General features: G+C 54.8%; 23 protein-coding genes, 1 pseudogene and 1 other annotated feature. Of the genes and pseudogenes, 11 read left to right on the top strand and 13 right to left on the bottom strand.

The annotated features are described in order from the left end of the window. The first annotated feature begins 448 nt into the window (after positions 1-448). The 6 genes from oppA to ACZ3HG_RS03810 all read left to right on the top strand — a co-directional run bounded on the left by oppA (position 449) and on the right by ACZ3HG_RS03810 (position 7,021). Positions 449-2,086 (top strand): oligopeptide ABC transporter substrate-binding protein OppA, encoded by a 1,638-nt coding sequence (gene oppA, locus ACZ3HG_RS03835; protein ID WP_191932509.1) that lies wholly within the window; start codon positions 449-451, stop codon positions 2,084-2,086. 83 nt (positions 2,087-2,169) lie between these two features. After that, a complete protein-coding gene (oppB, locus tag ACZ3HG_RS03830; RefSeq protein ID WP_191932508.1) occupies positions 2,170-3,090 on the top strand; it encodes an oligopeptide ABC transporter permease OppB in 921 nt (306 codons plus the stop codon). Positions 3,091-3,104: 14 nt separating this feature from the next. Next, the gene (gene oppC / locus ACZ3HG_RS03825) at positions 3,105-4,013 is read left to right on the top strand and encodes an oligopeptide ABC transporter permease OppC (protein ID WP_191932507.1); all 909 of its coding nucleotides are present in this window, start codon (positions 3,105-3,107) and stop codon (positions 4,011-4,013) included. An 11-nt stretch (positions 4,014-4,024) separates the two neighbouring features. Continuing rightward, entirely contained in the window at positions 4,025-5,041 is a 1,017-nt protein-coding gene (oppD, locus tag ACZ3HG_RS03820) for an ABC transporter ATP-binding protein (RefSeq protein WP_191932506.1), read from the top strand. Next, a complete protein-coding gene (gene oppF / locus ACZ3HG_RS03815) occupies positions 5,038-6,039 on the top strand; it encodes a murein tripeptide/oligopeptide ABC transporter ATP binding protein OppF (RefSeq protein ID WP_191932505.1) in 1,002 nt (333 codons plus the stop codon). The genes oppD and oppF overlap by 4 nt, the downstream gene beginning before the upstream one ends. A gap of 136 nt (positions 6,040-6,175) precedes the next feature. Beyond that, entirely contained in the window at positions 6,176-7,021 is an 846-nt protein-coding gene (locus ACZ3HG_RS03810; RefSeq protein ID WP_465331915.1) for an ion transporter, read from the top strand. A 37-nt stretch (positions 7,022-7,058) separates the two neighbouring features. On the opposite strand, the gene ACZ3HG_RS03805 is transcribed toward ACZ3HG_RS03810, so the two are convergent. Continuing rightward, positions 7,059-7,382, bottom strand: a complete 324-nt coding sequence (locus ACZ3HG_RS03805; protein ID WP_048915935.1) for an HI1450 family dsDNA-mimic protein — start codon at positions 7,380-7,382, stop codon at positions 7,059-7,061. Positions 7,383-7,429: 47 nt separating this feature from the next. Continuing rightward, the gene (gene cls, locus ACZ3HG_RS03800) at positions 7,430-8,890 is read right to left on the bottom strand and encodes a cardiolipin synthase (protein ID WP_191932502.1); all 1,461 of its coding nucleotides are present in this window, start codon (positions 8,888-8,890) and stop codon (positions 7,430-7,432) included. 171 nt (positions 8,891-9,061) lie between these two features. Here cls and ACZ3HG_RS03795 point away from each other — a divergent pair, with 171 nt between their 5' ends. Next, positions 9,062-9,235 carry a YciY family protein gene (locus ACZ3HG_RS03795; protein ID WP_137269397.1) on the top strand — a complete coding sequence of 58 codons (174 nt, stop codon included), beginning with the start codon at positions 9,062-9,064 and terminating at the stop codon, positions 9,233-9,235. Positions 9,236-9,278: 43 nt separating this feature from the next. On the opposite strand, the gene ACZ3HG_RS03790 is transcribed toward ACZ3HG_RS03795, so the two are convergent. Beyond that, complete coding sequence (locus tag ACZ3HG_RS03790; protein WP_062743128.1) at positions 9,279-9,575, bottom strand: YciI family protein; 297 nt, start codon at positions 9,573-9,575, stop codon at positions 9,279-9,281. Between the two features lie 202 nt (positions 9,576-9,777). Here ACZ3HG_RS03790 and tonB point away from each other — a divergent pair, with 202 nt between their 5' ends. After that, positions 9,778-10,503, top strand: a complete 726-nt coding sequence (gene tonB, locus ACZ3HG_RS03785; RefSeq protein WP_194710577.1) for a TonB system transport protein TonB — start codon at positions 9,778-9,780, stop codon at positions 10,501-10,503. A 93-nt stretch (positions 10,504-10,596) separates the two neighbouring features. Here tonB and yciA read toward each other — a convergent pair whose 3' ends face one another. From yciA to ACZ3HG_RS03770, 3 genes are all read right to left on the bottom strand, one after another. After that, positions 10,597-11,022 (bottom strand): acyl-CoA thioester hydrolase YciA, encoded by a 426-nt coding sequence (yciA, locus tag ACZ3HG_RS03780; RefSeq protein ID WP_191932501.1) that lies wholly within the window; start codon positions 11,020-11,022, stop codon positions 10,597-10,599. Between the two features lie 72 nt (positions 11,023-11,094). Beyond that, positions 11,095-11,631 (bottom strand): septation protein A, encoded by a 537-nt coding sequence (locus tag ACZ3HG_RS03775; RefSeq protein ID WP_191932500.1) that lies wholly within the window; start codon positions 11,629-11,631, stop codon positions 11,095-11,097. Positions 11,632-11,705: 74 nt separating this feature from the next. Continuing rightward, a complete protein-coding gene (locus tag ACZ3HG_RS03770) occupies positions 11,706-12,443 on the bottom strand; it encodes a YciC family protein (RefSeq protein WP_191932499.1) in 738 nt (245 codons plus the stop codon). A gap of 374 nt (positions 12,444-12,817) precedes the next feature. Here ACZ3HG_RS03770 and ompW point away from each other — a divergent pair, with 374 nt between their 5' ends. Beyond that, positions 12,818-13,453, top strand: coding sequence for an outer membrane protein OmpW (gene ompW / locus ACZ3HG_RS03765; RefSeq protein WP_191932498.1), 636 nt, complete (start codon positions 12,818-12,820; stop codon positions 13,451-13,453). Positions 13,454-13,514: 61 nt separating this feature from the next. Here the strand turns inward: ompW and ACZ3HG_RS03760 are convergent, their stop codons facing one another. From ACZ3HG_RS03760 to ACZ3HG_RS03735, 6 genes and pseudogenes are all read right to left on the bottom strand, one after another. Beyond that, on the bottom strand, positions 13,515-13,829 hold the full coding sequence (locus ACZ3HG_RS03760) for a BON domain-containing protein (protein WP_191932497.1): 315 nt from the start codon (positions 13,827-13,829) through the stop codon (positions 13,515-13,517). A gap of 150 nt (positions 13,830-13,979) precedes the next feature. Further along, complete coding sequence (gene trpA / locus ACZ3HG_RS03755; protein WP_465331909.1) at positions 13,980-14,786, bottom strand: tryptophan synthase subunit alpha; 807 nt, start codon at positions 14,784-14,786, stop codon at positions 13,980-13,982. Then, positions 14,786-15,976 carry a tryptophan synthase subunit beta gene (gene trpB / locus ACZ3HG_RS03750; RefSeq protein WP_191932495.1) on the bottom strand — a complete coding sequence of 397 codons (1,191 nt, stop codon included), beginning with the start codon at positions 15,974-15,976 and terminating at the stop codon, positions 14,786-14,788. The genes trpA and trpB overlap by 1 nt, the downstream gene beginning before the upstream one ends. Before the next feature lie 14 nt (positions 15,977-15,990). Beyond that, positions 15,991-17,352 carry a bifunctional indole-3-glycerol-phosphate synthase TrpC/phosphoribosylanthranilate isomerase TrpF gene (trpCF, locus tag ACZ3HG_RS03745; protein ID WP_465331907.1) on the bottom strand — a complete coding sequence of 454 codons (1,362 nt, stop codon included), beginning with the start codon at positions 17,350-17,352 and terminating at the stop codon, positions 15,991-15,993. A 2-nt stretch (positions 17,353-17,354) separates the two neighbouring features. Then, positions 17,355-18,946, bottom strand: a pseudogene (gene trpD / locus ACZ3HG_RS03740) (bifunctional anthranilate synthase glutamate amidotransferase component TrpG/anthranilate phosphoribosyltransferase TrpD). Then, positions 18,946-20,508, bottom strand: a complete 1,563-nt coding sequence (locus ACZ3HG_RS03735) for an anthranilate synthase component 1 (protein ID WP_191932491.1) — start codon at positions 20,506-20,508, stop codon at positions 18,946-18,948. Before ACZ3HG_RS03735 ends, trpD begins: the two are co-directional and overlap by 1 nt. Positions 20,509-20,531: 23 nt before the next feature. Then, positions 20,532-20,630 (bottom strand) — a sequence feature (Trp leader region). Positions 20,631-20,805: 175 nt separating this feature from the next. Here ACZ3HG_RS03735 and rnm point away from each other — a divergent pair. Together rnm and ACZ3HG_RS03725 are read left to right on the top strand one after the other, a co-directional pair. After that, positions 20,806-21,660: an RNase RNM gene (rnm, locus tag ACZ3HG_RS03730; protein ID WP_191933097.1), complete on the top strand. Its 855-nt coding sequence runs from the start codon at positions 20,806-20,808 to the stop codon at positions 21,658-21,660. A 36-nt stretch (positions 21,661-21,696) separates the two neighbouring features. Next, a complete protein-coding gene (locus tag ACZ3HG_RS03725; protein WP_062743141.1) occupies positions 21,697-22,317 on the top strand; it encodes an L-threonylcarbamoyladenylate synthase in 621 nt (206 codons plus the stop codon). A 56-nt stretch (positions 22,318-22,373) separates the two neighbouring features. Here ACZ3HG_RS03725 and ACZ3HG_RS03720 read toward each other — a convergent pair whose 3' ends face one another. Beyond that, positions 22,374-23,000 carry a serine protease family protein gene (locus ACZ3HG_RS03720; protein ID WP_465331904.1) on the bottom strand — a complete coding sequence of 209 codons (627 nt, stop codon included), beginning with the start codon at positions 22,998-23,000 and terminating at the stop codon, positions 22,374-22,376. Positions 23,001-23,791 lie beyond the last annotated feature (791 nt).

The following is a 23,791-nucleotide window of genomic DNA, read 5'->3' as shown; positions in this document are numbered from 1 at the left end:
TCGTCAAAATCTCATTTTATGTTTATTTTTCATTAAGTTATCTGTTATTTTTCAATAATAAATAACACTTTTCCCCTGCTTTTTATCATGATAAAAGAGAAATGGTTAACATTTTTGCTATTTAGCTTTAGCGGAAATCAGTCCCTTCTGATAATTTTTTAGTGGCCTTGATAAAAAGTGGCACTGGAAATGCAATCCACAAGGGCCGTGACCGGTGATGAGCGTCGTCATCCTCCGTCAGCACAGATAGTCCTTATCTGACCCGACACGACAGCGTGCGGCCCGGCCGGGCGCTGAAAGGTGATAGCAGGCAGTCCTCAGCAGTTATGAGTATAAAAAAACAAACCGGGCGGCCTCGTTCCGCCGCCCGGTGAAGTTTTCCCTAAAAATGGGGTAACCACGGTGCCCGGCACACGTCGGTATTAATAAAAACAGGAGTAGGTAAAAAATGATCAACATCACGAAGAAAAGTCTGATCGCCGCTGGCGTGATGGCCGCACTGGGGTCAATGACAGCACATCAGGCGCTGGCCGCTGAGGTACCTGCGGGCGTCGAACTGGCCGCCAAACAGGAACTGGTGAAAGGGAACGGTGCTGAACTGCAGTCGCTGGATCCCCACAAAATCGAAGGTGTGCCGGAATCTAACGTTAACCGCGACCTGCTGGAAGGCCTGGTCATCAGTGATACCAAGGGGCATCCTATCCCTGGCGTGGCGGAAAGCTGGGAGAATAAAGACGGTAAGGTGTGGACCTTCCACCTGCGCAAAGATGCCAAATGGTCAAACGGTGAGCCCGTCACTGCCCAGGACTTCGTCTATAGCTGGCAGCGCCTGTCCGATCCTAAAACAGCGTCACCTTACGCAAGCTATTTGCAATACGGCCATCTTGAGAATATCGATGATATCATCGCCGGCAAAAAAAGCCCGGATACGCTGGGCGTGAAAGCCATCGACGCGAATACGCTGGAAGTTACCCTGAGTGAGCCAGTGCCGTATTTCTTTAAGCTGTTGATCCATCCCTCCATGTCCCCGGTGTATAAACCAGCGGTCGACAAATTTGGTGAAAAATGGACCCAGCCCGCCAACTGGGTCGGCAACGGTGCCTTTAAACTGTCCGAGTGGGTGGTGAACGAACGTATCGTCCTGGTGCGCAATACCGACTACTGGGATAACAAAGACACTAAACTGGATAAAGTGACCTTCCTGCCGATCTCGTCTGAAGTCACCGACGTCAACCGCTATCGCAGCGGCGGCAGCGATATGACCTACAACAACATGCCTATCGAGCTGTTCCAGAAACTGAAAAAAGATATCCCAGGTGAGGTTCACGTTGATCCTTATCTCTGTACCTATTACTACGAAATTAATAACCAGAAGCCGCCATTTAACGACCCGCGCGTGCGTGCCGCACTGAAACTCGGCATTGATCGTGACATCATCGTCACCAAGGTGAAAGGTCAGGGCGATCTACCGGCTTACAGCTACACCCCGCCATACACCGAAGGCATTAAACTGACCCCGCCAGAGTGGTTTGGCTGGACTCAGGAAAAACGTAATGAAGAGGCAAAAAAACTGCTGGCAGAAGCCGGCTACACTGCTGACAAGCCGCTGACGTTTAGCCTGCTGTATAACACCTCCGATCTGCATAAAAAGCTGGCCATTGCCGCCTCGTCGATCTGGAAGAAAAACCTGGGTGTGAACGTGAAGCTGGAAAACCAGGAGTGGAAAACCTTCCTGGATACCCGCCACCAGGGGAACTATGATGTCGCCCGTGCCGGTTGGTGTGCCGACTACAACGAACCGACCACGTTCCTGGGCACCATGCAGTCCAACAGCAGTAACAACACCTCGCACTATAAGAGCGAAGCCTTCGATAAAGCGATGGATGCGGCGCTGTCCTCCCCGGATGAAGCGACTCGCGCAACCCGTTATGCCGATGCTGAAAAAATCCTCGATAAGGATTCAGTGATCGTACCGGTCTATTACTACGTAAATGCCCGTCTGGTGAAACCTTACGTCGGCGGTTATACCGGTAAAGATCCGCTGGATAACGTTTACGATAAAAACTTATACATCATCAAACATTAATGACCGGCGTCGGGGAGGGTAATACTTCCCCGACAGGCCTTTTTCAAAGCAGTGTTGTGGCAGTCAGCCGGGCAGGTAGGGCAATGTTAAAATTTATATTTCGTCGTTTTCTTGAAGCGATCCCGACGCTATTTATTCTGATCACCATCTCCTTCTTTATGATGCGACTGGCACCGGGTAGCCCCTTTACCGGTGAACGTACGCTGTCGCCAGAAGTTATGGCCAATATTGAAGCCAAATATCATTTAAATGATCCGATCCTGACCCAGTATTTCAGCTACCTGAAACAGCTGGCGCACGGAGATTTTGGTCCTTCATTTAAATATAAAGATTATTCCGTCAACGATCTGGTAGCCGGGTCATTCCCTGTTTCCGCGAAGCTGGGGGCGGCGGCGTTTCTTTTCGCCCTGGTGCTCGGCGTGGGGGCTGGCGTCATCGCCGCCCTGAAGCAAAACACCAAGTGGGACTATGCGGTGATGGGGGTGGCAATGACCGGGATAGTGATACCCAGTTTCGTCGTTGCACCGCTGCTGGTATTGCTGTTCTCAATCACCCTTAAGTGGCTACCTGGCGGTGGCTGGAACGGTGGGGCACTGAAATTTATGATCCTGCCAATGGTGGCGCTGTCGCTGGCTTACATTGCCAGCATCGCGCGTATTACCCGGGGATCGATGATTGAAGTGCTGCACTCCAACTTTATCCGTACCGCGCGTGCCAAAGGGCTGCCGATGCGCCGTATTATACTGCGTCACGCGCTGAAGCCTGCGCTGCTGCCGGTGCTGTCCTACCTCGGACCAGCATTTGTCGGCATCATTACCGGCTCAATGGTTATTGAAACCATCTACGGTCTGCCCGGTATTGGTCAGTTGTTTGTTAATGGTGCGCTGAACCGCGATTATTCGCTGGTATTAAGTCTGACCATCCTGGTCGGAGCGCTGACCATCCTCTTTAATGCGATTGTAGACGTGCTGTATGCGGTCATCGATCCGAAAATTCGTTACTGATCCTGGAGCCGGGAATGATGTTTGCTAAGAAAAACAGCGAAGCTCTGGATAACTTCACTGAAAAGCTAGAAATCGAAGGTCGCAGCCTGTGGCAGGACGCGCGCCGACGCTTTATCCATAACCGCGCAGCGGTGGCCAGCCTGTTTGTTCTGCTGCTGGTGGCCCTGTTTGTGATCTTTGCCCCGATGCTGTCTGCTTTTACCTATGACGACACCGACTGGGCAATGATGTCGGCGGCACCGGATATGACGTCAGGTCACTACATGGGAACCGACTCCTCCGGGCGCGACCTGCTGGTTCGCGTGGCCATCGGGGGACGTATCTCCCTGATGGTCGGCATTGCTGCCGCGTTGGTGGCCGTGGTGTTAGGTACGTTGTACGGTACGCTGGCAGGCTATTTGGGGGGGCGCACTGACTCGGTGATGATGCGTCTGCTGGAGATCCTCAACTCCTTCCCGTTTATGTTCTTCGTCATCCTGCTGGTGACCTTCTTTGGTCAGAATATCCTGCTGATCTTCGTGGCTATCGGCATGGTCTCCTGGCTGGACATGGCACGTATTGTGCGCGGTCAGACCCTGAGCCTGAAACGTAAAGAGTTTATCGAAGCCGCCGAGGTTGGCGGTGTCTCAACCTTTAATATCGTCCTGCGCCATATCGTGCCTAACGTGCTCGGTGTGGTGGTGGTATATGCCTCACTGCTGGTGCCCAGTATGATTCTGTTTGAATCCTTCCTCAGCTTCCTCGGCTTGGGGACGCAGGAACCCCTGAGCAGCTGGGGAGCGCTGCTCAGTGATGGTGCTAACTCGATGGAGGTTTCACCCTGGCTGCTGCTGTATCCGGCAGGTTTCCTCGTGATCACCCTGTTCTGCTTCAACTTTATCGGCGATGGCCTGCGTGATGCCCTCGACCCGAAAGACCGTTAAGGAGTTTCCCGATGAGCGTAATTGAACAACAGCCTGTAATGGCAAACACCCGGGGAAGCGAACGGCTGCTGGAAGTGAAAGATCTTCGGGTCACCTTTTCCACCCCTGACGGCGATGTAACCGCCGTAAATGATCTGAACTTCAGCCTCAGTGCCGGGGAAACCCTTGGCATCGTCGGTGAGTCAGGGTCGGGTAAATCACAAACGGCCTTTGCCCTGATGGGGCTGTTGGCCAGCAATGGGCGCATTGGCGGTTCGGCGCGTTTTAACGGCAGTGAGATCCTTAACCTGCCGGAAAAACAGCTTAACAGGCTGCGTGCCGAACAGATTGCGATGATCTTCCAGGACCCGATGACCTCGCTTAACCCGTACATGCGCGTGGGCGAGCAGCTGATGGAAGTATTGCAGCTGCACAAGGGTCTGAGTGGAGCGCAGGCATTTGAAGAGTCAGTGCGGATGCTGGACGCGGTAAAAATGCCGGAAGCCCGCAAGCGGATGAAAATGTTTCCGCATGAGTTCTCCGGTGGGATGCGCCAGCGCGTGATGATCGCCATGGCGCTGCTTTGCCGGCCGAAACTGTTGATCGCGGACGAACCGACCACGGCGCTGGACGTAACCGTACAGGCGCAGATCATGACGCTGCTGAATGAACTGAAGCGCGAATTCAATACCGCCATTATTATGATCACCCACGATCTGGGCGTAGTGGCCGGGATCTGCGATCAGGTGATGGTGATGTACGCCGGGCGTACCATGGAATATGGTAAAGCGCGTGATGTCTTCTACCATCCCTCACATCCATACTCCATCGGCCTGCTGAATGCGGTGCCGCGCCTGGATGCAGACGAAGGTGAAACGCTGATGACCATTCCCGGCAATCCGCCGAACCTCTCCCGCTTGCCCAAAGGCTGTCCTTTCCAGCCGCGCTGCCCGCACGCCATGGACATCTGTTCCACTGCACCCCCGCTGGAGGCGTTCGGAGAAGGGCGCCTGCGAGCCTGCTTTAAGCCCGTGGAGGAACTGGTATGACAGAGGTTGCAGAAAAGAAAGTCTTACTCGAAATTGCCGACCTGAAAGTGCATTTCGATATCAAAGACGGGCGTCAATGGTTCTGGCAGCCGTCGAAAACCCTGAAAGCCGTGGATGGTGTCAGCCTGCGCCTGTACGAAGGGGAAACCCTGGGCGTGGTGGGCGAGTCTGGCTGTGGTAAGTCGACGCTGGCGCGAGCGATCATCGGTCTGGTGAAAGCCACGGAAGGACGGGTGGCCTGGCTGGGGCGTGACCTGCTGGGACAGAGTGCCGAAGAGTGGCGCGCCGCACGCAGCGACATCCAGATGATATTCCAGGACCCGCTTGCCTCACTGAACCCGCGTATGAATATCGGTGAGATCATTGCAGAGCCGTTGCGCACTTATCACCCGCAGATGCCGCGTCAGGAAGTAAAAGACCGCGTGAAGGAGATGATGATGAAGGTGGGCCTGTTGCCTAACCTGATCAACCGCTATCCTCACGAGTTTTCCGGCGGTCAGTGCCAGCGTATCGGTATTGCGCGGGCGCTGATCCTCGAACCCAAGCTGATTATCTGCGATGAACCCGTGTCAGCACTGGACGTGTCGATCCAGGCACAGGTGGTCAACCTGTTACAAAAGTTACAGCGCGAGATGGGCCTGTCGCTGATCTTTATCGCCCATGACCTGGCGGTGGTGAAACATATCTCTGACCGTGTGCTGGTAATGTATCTGGGGCATGCCGTGGAGCTGGGCACCTATAAAGAGGTGTATCAGAATCCGCAGCATCCTTACACCCGGGCGCTGATGTCGGCGGTGCCGATCCCTGACCCTGACCTGGAAAAGCAGAAAGTGATTCAACTGCTTGAAGGGGAACTTCCTTCACCGATTAACCCGCCGTCCGGCTGCGTGTTCCGTACCCGCTGCCCGATTGCCGGGCCCGAGTGCGCCAAAACCCGGCCTCTGCTGGAGGGCAGCTTCCGTCATGCCGTCTCCTGTCTGAAAGTCGACCCGCTCTAATCGCTTTTTCTTTGTTCTCGTTATCTTCCCGCATTGAGCATTCAATGCGGGTTTTTTTTCTTCCTCCGCTTAGTGCTTGATCTTCTGTCTGCTGCCTCCTAGTAATACTCCTTTGCAAAGGATTGCCGGAGGGCAAATGACCGATCAGGAACTGGGCTGGCGTCACCGTCTGTTTGTTTTTTTGTTTGATGTGCGCAGCCCGGCCGGGCGGCGCTTTGAACTTTTTTGGGTGGTGACCACCCTGATCAGCGTGATCACGCTGTTTATTGAGTCTTCTGAACCGCACAAAATCGCGCTGCCATTGAAAGAAGCCTCCATATTTCTTCTGATGGAGTATGTTTTTACGCTGCTGTTCAGTCTGGAATATCTTCTGCGTGCGATCGCCACGGCGCGTCCGCTGCGCTATATGCTGAGTTTTTTTGGCATTATCGACCTGATTACCACGCTGCCGTTGTACATTTTCTGGCTCTGGCCCGATATCGCGCTGCAGTACATGATGGCAATACGTTTGCTGCGGGTCCTTCGCCTGCTGCGCCTGATGAAGCTACTTCGCTACATGGGGTCGGCCAGCGTGCTGTGGGAGAGTCTGGTCAGTGCGCGAAAAAAACTGCTGCTGTTCTTCGGCGGGGTGATGATACTGCTGTGCATATTTGGCGGGCTGATGTATGTGATAGAAGGGCCGGAACACGGCTTTACCAGCCTGCCGGTAGCGGTCTACTGGGCGGTCGTCACCATGACTACGGTGGGCTATGGTGATATCACGCCGCACACGCCGCTGGGACGGATGGTCTCCTCAGTGCTTATCCTGCTGGGGTATTCACTGATTGCTATCCCCACCGGGGTGATGAGCTCGTATATGACCGAGGTGATGCAGCGCAACCGTTACCGGCGTCACTGCAGCACCTGCAGGCAAACCGGACACGATGCTGACGCCCATTACTGCAAAAGCTGCGGGGGTGTGCTGGAAGAGAAACAGGAATAAGGCCCGCACCCGGCGGGCCCGCAGAGGGGAGTAATGCTTACTCTTTCCACAGAATATGGCAAAGTTTGTGATCCTTTTCGCGGCACAAAAGTACGCGGGCGAAAACATCGGTGATCGGTTCACCGTCTTCTTCGCCCAGACCAATCACCACTTCGGCAAAAAAGTCAGGATTAAGGTCGAAGTCGACGTGTTCCGCCCAGTCTTCTGCCGGGTCATACAGTTCCGCGCCGCCGCGCTCCTCAAACTGCAGGTTAAACAGAATAACGTCGGCCGGGTCGAGGTTATCTACCGCCAGCTCAAGAAAAATATCGTAAGCCTGTTCGAGGGTTTCATCTTCGGTAAGGCGGTTATTTAAATCCATAATATTTCCTGTCATGCCCCGGAAGGCGCTGTGCATTTTCGCTCGTTTTACAGCAATGGACTGAAGAAGTAAAACAGTCGTTCAACGATACGCTGCCAGTAAGCACGGTGCGCCCAGCGTTTACCGTCTACCAGGCGTGAACGGGCAATGTAATCCTCCTGCACCCGCGCCAGATCGCTGCCGAAACCGTCATCATCAATGACCAGCGTGATCTCGAAGTTCAGCCACAGGCTGCGCATATCCAGATTGACCGTTCCCACCAGGCTGAGCTGGCCATCCACCAGGATACTTTTGGTATGCAGCAGGCCCCCCTCGAACTGATAGATCTTCACGCCAGCGTCCAGCAGTTCGCCAAAGAAGGCGCGGCTGGCCCAGCCGACCAGGACGGAATCGTTGTGCCGGGGCACAATAATAATCACTTCCACGCCGCGGTATGCTGCCGTACAGATGGCGTGCAGCAGGTCATCGCTGGGAACAAAGTAGGGAGTGGTCATGATCAGCTGTTCACGGGCTGAATAGACCGCCGTCAGCAGCGCCTGATGGATCATATCCTCCGGGAAGCCCGGGCCGGAAGCGATCACCTGAATGGTGTGTCCGCTTTCCGCCTCGAAGGGCATGATATTATCGTCCGGCGGTGGCGGCAGAATACGTTTACCCGTTTCAATTTCCCAGTCGCAGGAGTAAATGATGCCCATGGTGGTGGCCACCGGGCCCTCCATGCGCGCCATCAGATCAACCCACTGACCCACGCCAGCATCCTGTTTGAAGAAGCGGGGGTCCACCAGGTTCATGCTGCCGGTATAGGCGATGTAGTTGTCGATAAGCACCACCTTGCGGTGCTGACGCAGATCCATCCGCCGGAGAAAGACGCGCAGCAGGCTGACCTTGAGTGCTTCAACCACGTCTACCCCGGCGTTACGCAGCATCGCCGCCCACGGGCTGCGGAAGAAGTCGACACTGCCGGCGGAGTCCAGCATCAGCCGGCAGTGAACGCCGCGACGTGCAGCGGCCATCAGCGCCTCCGCAACCTCATCGGCCTGGCCACCGGGCTGCCAGATATAGAACACCATTTCGATATTATGACGTGCCAGCTGAATATCGCGTACCAGGGTACGCAGGGTATCGTCGGTACTGGTCAGCAGTTGAAGCTGGTTCCCTTTGACTCCAGCTATCCCCTGACGATTCTCACACAGCTGAAACAGCGAACGGGCAACGTCACTGTTGGTCTCAGCAAAAATATGATGACTGGACTTCAGTTCACTCAGCCAACGTGCGGTAGAAGGCCACATGGTACGGGCCCGCTCTGCCCGGCGCTTCCCCAGGTGCAACTCACCGAAAGAGAGATAGGCAATAATGCCCACCAGCGGCAGAATATAGATAATCAGCAGCCAGGCCATGGCAGAAGGGACCGCGCGACGTTTCATCAGGATGCGCAGGGTCACACTGGCGATCAGAAGCCAGTAACCAAATACCAGCAGCCAGCTCATCAGGGTGTAAAAAGTGGTCATTAAGTGAAAAATCCTGTTCACGCGTAAGTCTTAGGAGTTTACGTGCAGATGACTACGCTGGGAACCTTTAAACCATAATCGTTTGAAAGACATCGGACCTGGTACGGATTAAGAAAGGTTTATACTGCGCCGCGAGTTTTAACGTACACAGATGTGAAGACTGAGGGTGTGATGAGACGAAGCAGAAATGAAGTAGCACGCTGGCGGATGAGTCGTCAGGTTCAGCGTCGCCGGGCGCGCTGGTTAGAAGGGCAGTCGCGTCGTTATGGTCGTATGCACTCCTTCCGGCATATGGTTAGCCAGCAGCAGCGCCGTTCTATTCTGTTTATCACCCAGCATCACTGATGCCAGAGGCACGTCCGGCGGTTCAGCGAACCGCCGGAATGCGTTAAAACGCCCGTTTGAAGGGTTTAATGTCGACGTGTTTATAAACGCCTGCGGCGATATAAGGGTCATCCTGCGCCCAGGACTGTGCTGATTCCAGTGACGGGAACTCGGCAATGATTGTTGACCCGCTAAAGCCCGCCACACCGGGTTCATTGCTGTCCACCGCAGGCATCGGGCCGGCGATAATCAGACGACCTTCATCACGCAGTAACTGCAGGCGCGCAAGGTGAGCAGGGCGCACGGCGGTGCGTTTTTCCAGTGAGTCACTATTATCTTCAGCGTAAATTACGTAGAGCACCTTCTGAACTCCTGTCGGGGATGAGATTCGGCATCACGTTAAGTGATCGTTAACATTTGTGCAAACGAAAGATAATTTGTGCTTGATAAAGGTCAGGCTGTCGCGCTTTATAGCGCAAATTAGCGATTCCTTGTGAGAGCTTATTGAAATTGATTGCTATTTGCATTTAAAATCACTCCCTCACATTTTGACCAGAAAGATTATGACGACGCTAATAACCGATCTACCTCGCCGCTCACCTCTGCCCCTGCTGATTTCGGTCTTACTGCATGGATCGGTGATCGGGGCGCTGCTGTATGCCTCCTTTCATCAGGCGGTCGAAATGCCTAAAGCGTCTGAACCTATCAGCGTGTCGCTGGTGGCACCCGAAGTGCAGCCTGAACCTCAGCCTGCACCGCCGGTGGTTGAGCCCGAACCAGAACCGGAACCTGAGCCGGAACCTGTGCCGGAGCCCCCGAAGCCGGAACCCGTCCCCATCCCTAAACCGGAGCCTAAGCCAAAACCTAAACCCCGGCCTAAGCCGGTGAAGAAAGAGGTGGTCAAACCGAAGCAGGAAGTGAAGCCACGTCCCGCAGCTCCGGCAGAGACCCGGCCGACAGAGCAGACCCGGCCCTCTACGGCACCGAAAACCTCGCAGACCCCGTCAACGGCCGTATCAACTGGCCCGCGCGCGCTGACGATCGGCAAGCCTGGTTATCCGGCGCGTGCCTTTGCACTGCGTGTGGAGGGGCGTGTACGCGTCCAGTTTGATGTTAACAGTGCCGGCCAGGTCGAGAACCTGCGTATTCTGTCGGCAGAGCCGCGCAATATGTTTGAGCGTGAAGTGAAGCAGGCCGCTCGCAAGTGGCGTTATGAAGCCGGGAAACCGGGCAAGGATGTGACGATGAATATCGTCTTTAAGATTAACGGGGGCAGCAGCATCGAATAACACCGCCCTTGCGGATATTCCGGGCCTTACTGGCTTAAGCGCCCGGGACGGATGCGGGCACTGACTCTGAGTCAGGCCGACAAAAAAAAGGCGTCAGTCTGTTTCTAAGGTGAAATGACTTTTATCATCCGGCAGCGGACGCGGTTTCCCCTCCGGATCGACAGCCACGTAGATAAACACCGCTTCGGTCGTGCAGTAGCGTTGCCCGATAGGTTCAGACGACACTTTTTTAATCCACACTTCGATATTAATGGTAATTGAACTGGTACCCGTGCGGATACAGCGGGCATGACATGTGACAACATCCCCCACGGCAACCGGCTTCAGGAACGTCATGCCGTCGGCGCGCACTGTCACTACACGACCTTCAGCAATCTCTTTAGCCAGTATCGCCCCGCCCATATCCATCTGCGACATCAGCCAGCCACCGAAAATATCGCCATTGGCGTTGGTGTCGGCGGGCATGGCCAGGGTGCGCAGCACCATTTCACCCTGCGGTGTTCTTTGTTCTTCACTCATGGTGGTATTCCCCGACATTGCTGACCGCGTCAATCCGCTTGCACCCGGCAGGCTTCTGCCGGGTAGCGCGGGTTATTTTTCTTCTTGTGGCATCAGGCGATAAATATACACGCCGCTTAACAGCGTAAAGACCAGGGTTAAGGCGCTTAGACCAAACACCTTAAAGTTCATCCAGATATCCTGAGAAAGCCAGAAGGCCACGTAGATGTTAGCCAGCCCGCAGGCAAGGAAGAACAGCGCCCAGGCAATATTGAGACGACGCCAGGCAAACTCAGGCAGTTGGATCTCTTTACCCAGCATTTTTTGAATCAGCGGCTGCTGCATAAAGAATTGGCTGAACAGCAGAGCAAGGGTGAACAGGCCGTAAATAATGCTCACCTTCCATTTGATAAAGTCCGGGTTGTGCAGCGCAATGGTCAGGGTACCGAACACCGCAACCAGCGCGAAGGTGATCAGTGACATCTTCTCCAGCTTGCGATACAGGAACCAGCCGACGACCAGCGCCAGAGCGGAGGCGACAATCAGTGCCCCGGAGGCGACAAAAATGTCATACAGCTTATAAAAAATAAAAAACACCACGAGGGGGATAAAATCGAGTAACTGCTTCATAGCGCTTCCAGATGACAAATAAACCGAAATATCATTAACCAGCAGAATGCCCCTGTCGAGGCATTCCTGATTAATTAACGTAACAGCATATACAGACGGGACAAATAGATAATCAGTATGGCTGAAACCAGATTGCTCAGACCATTAATCACCACTGACGCCACATCAGGCGGCAGGCGCAGCATGGATGAGGCCAGCAGCAGCAGGATCAGTTTGGCGACTATCCATAAGATAACAGCCGGGGCAATCAGGCGCATCTGACCCCATCCCAGGCGCACGCTTGACCGCATGGCGGCAAAGACACCCACCTTTTCTGTGGTCATGATCATCGGCGACAGTGCCAGCGTCACCGCCAGCAGTACGCCCGGCACAACCAGCACCATAAAGCCCAGTTGGATCACCAGCGTCATCAGGAACGTCAGCAGTAGCAGGCGCGGCAGGTAGGGTGCAGAAGCACCGATGGCGCGCAGGGCGCTGACACGCTGGCCGGAAGAGACCATCGGGATCAGGCATAGCATACCCCCCAGCAACAGGACATTACCGACCAGTGAAGCGAATGTGCCTGCCGCAGAGGCCCGCAGCAGAACGGCCTGTTGCTCCGGTGACATGTTCTGCACCATCTCCATCAGGCTGCTGGCGGAACCCGCCGCACCATCGCCGAGGATCTGCATCTGGTCGGCATCGGGCGAGAAGGCCTTACCGATCAGCATAGTGATAAATGAGGTCAGTAAAGCCATCAGCACAATCGTAACCAGCTGATGGCGGAAGAAATTCCCCGTGTCACGGTATAGCGAACCCGCCGTGATAGACATGTACTCTCCTTGAAAGATCGGTGTTGGCGATCCGGCGATTGTACATGCTCAGATGGGGTGCTGGCACCCAGATTGACATAACTTTCGATTTAAGAAGGGATTAGGCTCTTTTTTGGCCTTTAGTGTTTCACCTCACTTTTTGCCACGCCACGCCGGGGGCCGTCAAATCGATTTACCTCTGCCGATCAATAAGAATCCAGCTACGCCTGGCTGGATAAAATTGATCTAAATCAACCCACTGTTTTATATCAACTTTATTGGGATTGATTTGAATGATTTTTAGCGTAAATCAGCGTAAATATGTCTCGTGATTATGCACCAAGGCCTCGAAGCAGGTCACATGCTGACGATAATTTGAAGAAAAGGAGTGGTCTATGAAACTGAAAGCACTGGCACTGGCCGTTGTCACCCTACTACCGGTTGTCGCCTCCGCGCATGAAGCGGGCGATTTCTTTATGCGTGCCGGGTCGGCTACCGTCCGCCCGACCGGAGGATCGGATAACGTCATGGGGCTGGGGGAGTTTAATGTTGATAACAATACCCAGCTTGGCCTCACATTTACCTATATGGCAACCGACAATATTGGTGTGGAACTGCTGGGCGCAACGCCGTTCAGGCACCATGTTGGTCTGCGGGCTACCGGCACGCTGGCTACCGTGCACCAGCTGCCGCCAACCCTGATGGCGCAGTGGTACTTTATGGGGAACACCAGTAAATGGCAGCCCTACGCCGGGATTGGTGTTAACTACACCATGTTCTATAACACCGACTTCAATCAGACCGGGCGTGATGCCGGCCTGAGCAACCTGAGTGTAAAAAATAGCTGGGGCGTGGCGGGGCAGTTGGGTCTGGATTATCAGTTAACGCCGGACTGGATGCTGAACGCCTCTCTGTGGTACATGGATATCAACACAAAAGTGCGCTTCGATTCTGCGGCGGCGGGTCGTCAGAGTATTGAAACCCACATCAACCCGTTCGTCTTCTTCTTTGGTGCAGGGTACCGTTTCTAGGCCCCTCCCACAGAAACAAGAAAGGCGCGATATTCGCGCCTTTCTTATTTGGTACGTGATATTACTTAATTTGCATATTGTTCACGACGGATTTCACGCCAGGCACCCCGCGCGTCACCTGTACGGCACGGTTAGCCGCCTGCGGTGAACTGACAAACCCACTCAGCTGTACGCGGCCTTTAAAGGTCTCAACGTTAATTTCCGTCGACTTCAGCGATTTATCACCCAGCAGCTCCGCTTTGACCTTGGTCGTCACCACGGTGTCATCAATATATCCACCGGTGCCTTCTTTGGTTGGCGTTGGCGCACAGGCGCTTACGGACAGTGCAACCACCGCAGCAATAACAACACCTGATAAGACTTTAAACAATTTCATTGCATCTCTCCCTGTCATCATCAAAAGGCCGTAACCAGCATAATTGCGGTTCACAGTAATAGTTGTTCAGAGAAGGAAAGAAAGCAAATGAGAAGTGTGAGAAACGGAAAGAAAATAATGCCTTATCGCGCGATAAGGCATTCATCTGGATTAACGGCGCGTGGCGGCTTTCAGGCTGGCGGCAAAGTCGGTCAGTTCTTTCAGCATCACATCGGGATGTGACACATTGCGCTCAATGATTTTGACAATCGCCGACCCTGAGATCGCACCTGCAGCGCCGGAATCAATCGCTTCCCTGACCTGTGAGGCTTCAGAGATACCAAAGCCCTGCAGCGCAGGCGCAGCGTGATACTCGCGCAGTTTATCCACCAGATGCTTCAGCGGCAGATTCGCGCGGGTTTCTGAACCCGTGACCCCGGCGCGTGACAGCAGGTAGGTGTACCCCCGGCCGTGCGAGGCGATTTCGCGCAGCAGATCGTCACTGGCATTCGGCGGGCAGATAAAGATCGGCGCGACGTTATGACGCATGGCCGACTGGCGGAAGGGGGCGGACTCCTCAACGGGAACATCGGCAATCAGTACCGAATCTACGCCCGCCTGCTGACAGCGGGCATAAAATTCATCGATGCCATTAGAAAACACCAGGTTGGCGTACATCAGCAGACCAATCGGCAGATCAGGGTACTTCTGACGAACCGTGGCCAGCATCTCAAAGCACTGTGACGGTGTCACGCCTGCCGCAAAGGCACGCAGGTTAGCATTCTGAATCGTCGGGCCATCCGCCAGCGGATCGGAAAACGGTATGCCTACTTCCAGCGCATCCGCGCCGCCGGCGACCAGCGCATCGATAATCTTTAATGAAAGCTCCGGCCCCGGATCGCCCAGGGTGACGAAAGGCACAAACGCGCCTTCCTGACGTTCTGCAAGACGTTTAAAACAGCGGTCATAACGTTCCATCAGATCTCTCCCTTCGCAGTCAAAATGTCATGCACAGTGAAAATGTCTTTATCGCCACGGCCGGAGAGGTTAACGACCAGAAGTTGCTCTTTCTCCGGGTTTTCGCGCATCATTTTCAGCGCATGGGCCAGCGCGTGGGACGACTCCAGGGCGGGAATAATCCCTTCGCTGCGGCACAGGATCTTAAACGCGTCCATCGCTTCATCGTCGGTAATGGAGACGTAATCGGCGCGTCCGATGCTGTTAAGATGGGCGTGCTGCGGCCCCACGGACGGGAAGTCCAGCCCGGCAGAAATCGAATAGGACTCTTCAATCTGGCCGTCGGCGGTTTGCATCATCGGGGACTTCATACCGAAATAGATGCCCACGCGTCCGTGTTTTAGCGGCGCACCGTGCTCCCCGCTGTCAATTCCGTGCCCGGCCGGTTCAACGCCGATCAGACCAACGCTGCTTTCATCAATAAAGTCGGCAAACATACCAATGGCGTTGGAGCCCCCGCCTACGCAGGCAATCAGCGCATCTGGCAGGCGACCTTCTTTTTCCAGAATCTGTGCTTTTGTCTCTTCGCCGATCATTCGCTGGAACTCACGCACAATAGTCGGGAACGGGTGCGGGCCGGCAGCGGTGCCCAGCATATAGTGGGCAGTGTCATAGCTGCCAGACCAGTCGCGCAGGGCCTCATTGCAGGCATCTTTGAGCGTGGCAGATCCGCTGTGTACCGGGATGACCTCTGCGCCCATCAGTTTCATACGGAAGACGTTGGGCGACTGGCGCTCAATATCCTTGGCCCCCATATAAATGCGACACTTCAGGCCCAGCAGGGCGCTGGCGAGGGCGGAAGCCACGCCGTGCTGACCGGCACCCGTCTCGGCAATAATTTCATTTTTACCCATGCGTTTTGCCAGCAAAGCCTGGCCCAGCACCTGGTTGGTTTTGTGTGCACCGCCGTGAAGCAGATCTTCACGCTTAAGATACAGACGGGTTTTTGTGCCTGCCGTCAGATTTTTACACAGCGTCAGGGCCGTCGGACGACCCGCATAGTTTTTCAGCAGGTCGGTAAATTCCGCCTGGAATGCCGGGTCACTCTGTGCGCTGATAAAAGCCTCTTCGAGTTGAAGAAGCGCGGGCATCAGGATTTGCGGCACATACATGCCGCCAAACTCACCAAAATACGGATTTAATCGGGTCATGTTATTTCTCTTTATCAGTAGGCTTTCAGCGTCTGAAACACTGAAGCAATTTTACCGGCATCCTTCACTCCGGGGGCGCTTTCAACGCCGGAGTTGAAGTCAAGACCTGCGCAGCCGAGCTGTGCGGCCTGTACGCAGTTATCCGCGCTAAGTCCCCCTGCCAGCAGCACGTTATCCAGCGTTTCACCCTGCAGGAGAGACCAGTCAAAGGCCTGACCGCTGCCGCCCTGACCGTGATCGAACACGTAGCGATCAACGCCTTCCCAGTCGCGGGCGGGCAGGCTGCCGTCGATGCTGAACGCTTTCCAGATCTGCACGGTTTCCGGCAGCTGGCGTCGCAACGCGGCGACGAAATCGCGGTCTTCATCACCGTGCAGCTGTACGGCGGAGAGAGAGAGCTGTCGGGTTAAAGTGACAATGTCACTCATTTTATTATTGCGGAAGACACCGACATATTTCAGGGCGGCCGCCGGGATAATCTGCTGCGCCTGCTCGATACTGATCTGGCGCGGAGAGCCTTCTGCGAAGATCAGACCGCCATACAGCGCCCCGGCCTCGTGCGCGCTTCGCGCGTCTTCGGCACGGGTCAGACCGCAGACCTTATTATCACCCGTAATGACCCGACGCACTGCGGCAGCGAGGTCATCTTCGGACATCAGGGCTGAACCAATCAGGAAGCCATTGGCGAAGTGGCTCAGTTCCCGAACCTGGGCGTAGCTGTTAATCCCGGATTCACTGATCACCGTTACACCGTGGGCGACTTTCGGGGCCAGGTGACGGGTGCGGTCGAGGTCGATAGAGAGATCGCGCAGATCGCGGTTGTTAATCCCAACTACTTTGGCCCCCAGCGCGGTGGCGCGCTCCAGCTCTTCATCGCTGATCACCTCGGTCAGCACGCCCATATTCAGGCTGTGGGCAACGGCGGCCAGCTGGCGGTACTGTTCATCGTTCAGCACCGACAGCATCAGCAGAATAGCGTCGGCCTGATAGTAGCGTGCCAGATAGATCTGATAGGGATCGATAATAAAATCTTTGCACAGTACCGGCTGAGTGACGATATCGCTGACAACAGGCAGAAAATCGAAGCTTCCCTGGAAATATTTCTCATCCGTCAGTACGGAAATGGCGGAAGCATAATGTTTATATACCCCGGCTATCACCGCCGGGTCGAAGTCCTCGCGGATCAGGCCCTTAGACGGGGAGGCTTTCTTACACTCCAGAATAAAGACGGTGCGTGCGCCGCGCAGCGCATCATAGAAGCTACGCGTTGAGGGGGTAACGTCATTCTGGAAGGTGGCCAGCGGCTGCTGCTGCTGGCGGTCTGTCAGCCACAGCGCTTTATCCTGGACGATTTTAGTGAGTACGGTTTCCTGCATGATTATCCTCTTGCTGCCAGTGCGGCCACATGCTCATAGGCTTTGCCGCTGCGAATGGTTTTCAGCGCCTGCCGGGCATTGTGCCGTAAGTCTTCGTGACCAAAAATTTTCAGCAACAGGGCGACGTTTGCCGCCACGGCTTCTTCGTGTGCCAGCTCGCCATTACCCTGGAGTAAACGGGTCAGAATGTCACGATTTTCTTCCGGCGAACCCCCGGCCAGCGCCTCCTGGGGATGGTAGCTCAGGCCAAAATCTTCGGCGGTGAGCTGGTAGCTGGTGATCTCACCGTCACGCAGTTCTGCCACGTGTGTGGCACTGTGCAACGCCACTTCATCCATGCCGCCGCCGTGAACCACGGCCGCGCGCTGATAGCCCAGTACTTTCAGCGTCTGGGCGATCGGTAGCACCAGCTCCGGACTGTATACGCCAATCACCGCCAGCGGCGGGCGCGCGGGATTAATTAGTGGCCCGAGCACGTTAAATAGGGTTCGGGTCTTTAGCGCCTTGCGTACCGGCATCGCATGGCGAAAGCCGCTGTGGTACTGCGGGGCGAACAGGAAGCAGACGTTAAGCTCATCCAGCGCCTGGCGGGCCTGTTCCGCCGGTAAATCCAGGCTGATGCCGAAGGCAGCCAGCAGATCGGACGACCCCGACTTGCTGGATACGCTGCGGTTGCCATGCTTTGCCACCTTCAGGCCACAGGCCGCGGCCACAAAGGCACTGGCAGTGGAGATATTAATGCTGTTACTGCCATCCCCGCCGGTACCAACGATGTCAGCGAACGGATAATCAGGACGCGGGAAGGGTTTGGCATCTTCCAGCAGGGCGGTCGCCGCCCCGGCAATCTCCTGGGGCTGCTCACCGCGCACTTTCATGGCAATCAGGGCCGCCGCCAGCTGGGTTGGCTCCAGCTGACCGGTAATAATGGCGGAAAATAGCTGGTGGCTCTCTGCCTGCGTCAGGATCTCGGCCTGGTATAATTTTTCCAGAATAGTGTTCATCGCTATCTCCATGATTACGCCAGCGCCCAGGCAAGGGTTTGTTCCAGCAGGCGTGCGCCCTGACTGGTCAGAATGGATTCCGGGTGGAACTGGAAGCCGCAGACGCGGCGTGCGTCGTCACGGACCGCCATGACCATTCCGTTATACGTCGCGTTCACCGTCAGACCGGCAGGGATGTTGCTGCCGACCAGGGAGTGGTAACGCGCCACCGGCAGTGGGTTACTTAACCCGGCAAACATGCCCTGGTCATCATGCACGATAGCCGACGCTTTACCGTGGAGGATCTCGCCCGCCTGGCCGACATGCCCGCCATAGGCTTCGACAATCGCCTGATGACCCAGGCAGATACCGATAATTGGTAGCTGGCCGCGTAACGTTTGCAGCAGCTCAGGCATACACCCTGCTTCGGAGGGCGCACCCGGGCCAGGGGAGAGCATCAACACCGGGTTCTCCATCTGCTGCAGGCGCGCCGTCAGCTGCTCCACCGGAACGTTATTACGGTAAATCACCACGTTGTGGCCAAAGGTACGTAACTGGTCGACGAGGTTATAGGTAAATGAGTCGAAGTTATCGAGCAGCAGAATATCGGCCATCAGAACATCTCCTTGCTGTGGTGCGCAGTGGCAATCGCGCGCAGAACCGCACGGGCCTTATTGCGGCTTTCATCCGCCTCCGCCTGCGGATTAGAATCCAGAACCACACCGGCTCCGGCCTGAACCGTCGCCACGCCATCTTCAACGTATGCGGAACGGATAACAATGCAGGTATCAAGGTCGCCGCTGGCGGTGAAGTAACCGACGGCACCGCCGTAGCTGCCGCGACGGGTCCCTTCAGCTTTTGCAATCAGCTGCATGGCGCGCACCTTCGGGGCGCCGCTCAGGGTGCCCATATTCATACAGGCACGGTAGGCGTGCAGGACGTCAATATCGGCACGCAGCTGACCGACTACGCGGGAAACCAGATGCATAACAAAGGTGTAACGATCGACTTTTGTCAGGTCGGCGACATAGCGCGTGCCGGGCTGGCAGATGCGCGCCAGGTCGTTGCGGGCGAGGTCGACCAGCATCAGGTGCTCGGCCATCTCTTTATGGTCGGTACGCATCTCCAGCTCAATACGGCTGTCCAGGTCGCGATCCAGCGTGCCGTCCGCATGACGACCGCGCGGACGTGTCCCGGCAATAGGATAGATTTCAATCTGATTGCTGATGGCGTCATATTTCAAGGAACTTTCAGGCGAGGCACCAAACAGGCTGAAATCGCGATCCTGCATAAAGAACATATAAGGGCTGGGATTGCTGTTTTTCAGCGTGTCATAAGCCGCCAGCGGCGACGGGCAGGGCAGGGAAAAACGACGCGACGGTACTACCTGGAAGATCTCACCAATGCGGATCGCCTCCTGCATCTGGCGCACCACCTGGCAGTAATCCTCATCACTCTGGCTGACGCTCAGACTCATTTTCTCAACGGTCTGCACCGGCAGCGCGGTGGCTGGCTGCAACATCTGACCGCGCAGCTGTTCGATACGACTTTGCAGGCGTAAAAATTCAGAGGAGGCAGACGTGAACAGGCTGGCCTGCAGTCGGGCGCTCTGCGTCTGGTGGTCGATGACCAGCAGCGTCTCGGCCAGATAGAAACAGTAATCCGGGCAGCGCTGCTCGTTTTTCAGTGCGGGCAGGACCTCAAACCCGGCCACCAGATCATAGGCAAACAGGCCGCCGAGCAGAACGGCTTCACGCTCTTCGCCGGGGGCACTGACCAGTTGGGGAATAAGGCGCAGTGCATCAAATACCGACAGCGCGCGCAGGTTAGCATCTTCATCAAGGAATTCATGATTAACCGGGAATACTAGCTCACGGCCATCTGGTCGCACGATATTGTTCACCACAGAGGGCAGCGCGGCATCCAGCAGCGGCAGCAGGGCGCGACCATTTTCTGACAGTGCCTGCACCTGAACGCGGTTATCCAGTGCGCTGATGCGCAGAGCGCTGTCGACAATCAGCAGGCTCTTCAGGTTACGCTTACTGTCAACGTCAGCGGACTCCAGTAGCAGCGTTTCAGAACGTGCGGCGCAGAGCTGATGAAAAACCGCCGCCGGATCTTCACGATAAGGTGCGTTGCCGGTAATCAACTTCACTCCAGGTCTGGCATTTTGCATGTGATGTTCTCTGTTTTTTGCTCAAAAAAAAGCCCGCGTCATGCGGGCCTGAGTATCTGCACTCTGTCTTAAGTGTGCATGACCATCTCGCCCGTTCAGGGGAAAGGACGCCACCAACCAGTCATCAGAGAGAATGAATATGTCATGATACAGATACCTTGCTTGTGAACTTGCGTACTAGTTAACTGGTTCATGGAGAAAAAGTCAATACTCTTTTTCCCTCAGGATCAAATGACGGTATCATGCAGCGATGTTTTTTTGTTTGCCGGAGTCGTTTTGACCGCAGTTGCCCCCCCAATGAGTGCTTTCCCGATATATGACCTGCACAGCCACACCCGCGCCTCCGACGGCCTGCTGAGCCCGGAGCAACTGGTACTGCGGGCGGTAGAACACCGCGTAGGCGTGCTGGCCATCACCGACCACGACACCACGGAGGGCATCAAGCCTGCCCGGGAGGCGATAGCGCGTCATGCGCTACCGCTGCAGCTGATCAACGGCGTGGAGATCTCCACGCTGTGGGAAAACCATGAGATCCATATCGTCGGGCTGGGGATAGACATCGACCATCCGGCGATGATCGCGTTCCTCGCTGAACAGAGCGCGCGGCGCATGGCGCGGGCAGAACTGATGGCTGCGCGGCTGGAAAAAGCGCATATTCCCGGTGCGCTGGCGGGGGCCCTGGCCCTGGCCGAAGGCGGTGCCGTCACGCGCGGGCATTTTGCCCGTTTTCTGATCAATGCCGGTAAGGCGGATACCATGCAGCAGGTATTCAAAAATTACCTGGCGCGGGGCAAAACCGGTTATGTCCCGCCACAGTGGTGTACAATTAAACAAGCCATTGATGCCATTCATCATTCTGGTGGCCGGGCCGTGGTCGCCCACCCGGGCCGCTACGGCCTGTCGGCCAAATGGCTGAAGCGCCTGCTGGCTCACTTCAGTGAGCAGGGCGGCGAGGCAATGGAAGTGGCGCAGTGCCAGCAGGCACCCAATGAGCGTCAGCAGCTGGCACGCTACGCGCAGGACTATCAGCTGGCGGCCTCGCAGGGGTCTGACTTCCATCAGGCCTGTCCCTGGATTGAACTGGGGAAAAAATTATGGCTGCCGGGCGGCGTAGAAGCGGTGTGGCACCGGTTTCCTGAAATTGCTAAATAAGTCTGTAGCGATGACGCGCAGAGTAAGAGGTGTGTAATGAGTCAATTTTTCTATATTCACCCGGACAATCCTCAGCCACGTCTGATCAAACAGGCGGTGGAAATGCTCAATAAGGGCAGTGTGATTGTTTATCCGACCGATTCGGGCTATGCCCTGGGCTGTAAGCTGGAAGATAAAAATGCGATGGAGCGTATCTGCCGCATCCGCCAGCTGGACGGCAACCATAACTTTACGCTGATGTGCCGGGATCTGTCCGAGCTGTCAACCTATGCCCATGTCGACAACACAGCGTTTCGTCTGATTAAGAACAACACGCCAGGCAACTACACGTTTATCCTGAAGGCGACCAAAGAAGTGCCGCGCCGTCTGATGAGTGAGAAGCGTAAAACCATTGGGCTGCGCGTGCCGTCAAACCCGATAGCACTGGCCTTGTTGGAGGCGCTCAATGAGCCGATGATGTCGACCTCGCTGATGCTGCCGGGCAATGACTTTACCGAGTCCGATCCTGAAGCCATTCAGGATGAAATTGGCAAACTGGTCGATTTGATTATTCACGGCGGTTATCTCGGACAGCAGCCAACCACCGTCATTGATTTAACGGAAAATACCCCGGAAGTGATCCGCGAAGGGGTAGGCGATATTCAACCCTTCCTGTAAGTCATAATTAACAGGCCGCTGAGAATGGGCCTGTTAATTATTCTCATTCATTGTTATTACGATGTAGATTTTTCCAGCCACTCTTTAAAATCCTTATACGGGATATACAGAGAAACATCCTTAAGAGGAACTGGCGATTTGCGCGGTCTTTTTATTTCATCGGTAAAGCCAACGATGACGCCGCCAATCGTGTCGTCGCTGTTATATACCGCACCGCCCGACATTCCTTTCACCACGCCTGCATTGGATGCCATCGCGATGCACGGGCGCTTATTCCACTCATTGCGGATCCCCGTCAGGGCGAGATTAACGCCTGCTGATTCCACCGGCATGGCGGAAATAAAACTGTAGCCGTACATTTTTATCGGATCGCCGACCGCGCCGCTGCGGAATTTCGGCAGCGTTTTCAGGTCATTTTTGTGGTAGATGATGGCGAGGTCGCAATAGGGGTGATAAGCCTTTACTTTCTGAACAGAAAGTCTGGCGACATGCGCTGCGGTGAGGCTGTATTCAGGGGTAACAGGAATGCTTGAGCCCAGTGCGCCGATACCAAGAATGGTCGGAATACCGGTAAAATTCATGTCTACGCGTTTCATAGCTTCGCTGCTGTAGTCATATTTGCCTACAGAACAGCCGGTCAGCATTAGCAAAGCCAATGCTGGCAGGGTATTTTTGATTTTCATTATGATCACACTTTGTCGGACACGTCGGTAAAATCCCTGGTGAGGAGTTATGACGTGTAATGCCGATGCTGAGGATATCTCAGCGTTTTTTTAGACGCTTTCGCGGCTGTTTTTACTGCTTACAACGAAAAGAAAAACAAAAAGTCATGTGTCACGTTTAACGTGTACTTGTAATATATACTTATGTATCTATTTATTCGGCGCTGTTTTGCCTGAATGAATTCTACACAAACTAATAAGCAGAGCAAATTAATATGACGGTGATCACTATAAAAGCTGGGATAATCCAGAATTAACTCAACCTGCAATATTAAAGAACTGATTATTTGATGTTTACACTCCGTTATTCACGCCTGATAGTCTTTAAGTCAGCATAAAATATCGAAAAAATTTAATCATCCGGTGCATGAGACCAGAAAATCGATAAAAACTGGGGTGACGGACTAAAGGTGAGGCGCACAACAGGCATAACAGGCCGGGAGGCCATACGGGCTGCCGCTGAGGGTAAAGAGAGGGATACGGAATAATGGCATAGCAAGTGGCTGTTATTGCAGTTAATTCGAAACAGCGTGAATAGAGAATATAAGGCTGAATGATAAGTGATTATCATTTCATCACTTTTCTTTACTGTTAAGCGATTCCAATCTTTACCGCAGGCCACCAGGGCAGCAGATCCCTGCGCTATTTTTTTTACCGGCCATGGCCGCCCGCACTAAGCAGCGGCAACAAACAGGGTTACAGTAAGGTAAAAAGGCTGTATAATGGCACGTGATACACAACTTAAGTTATTG

The organism is Erwinia sp. PME.40.26/001, from assembly GCF_055556675.1.
This window is presented reverse-complemented; position numbering and strand designations above follow the sequence as displayed.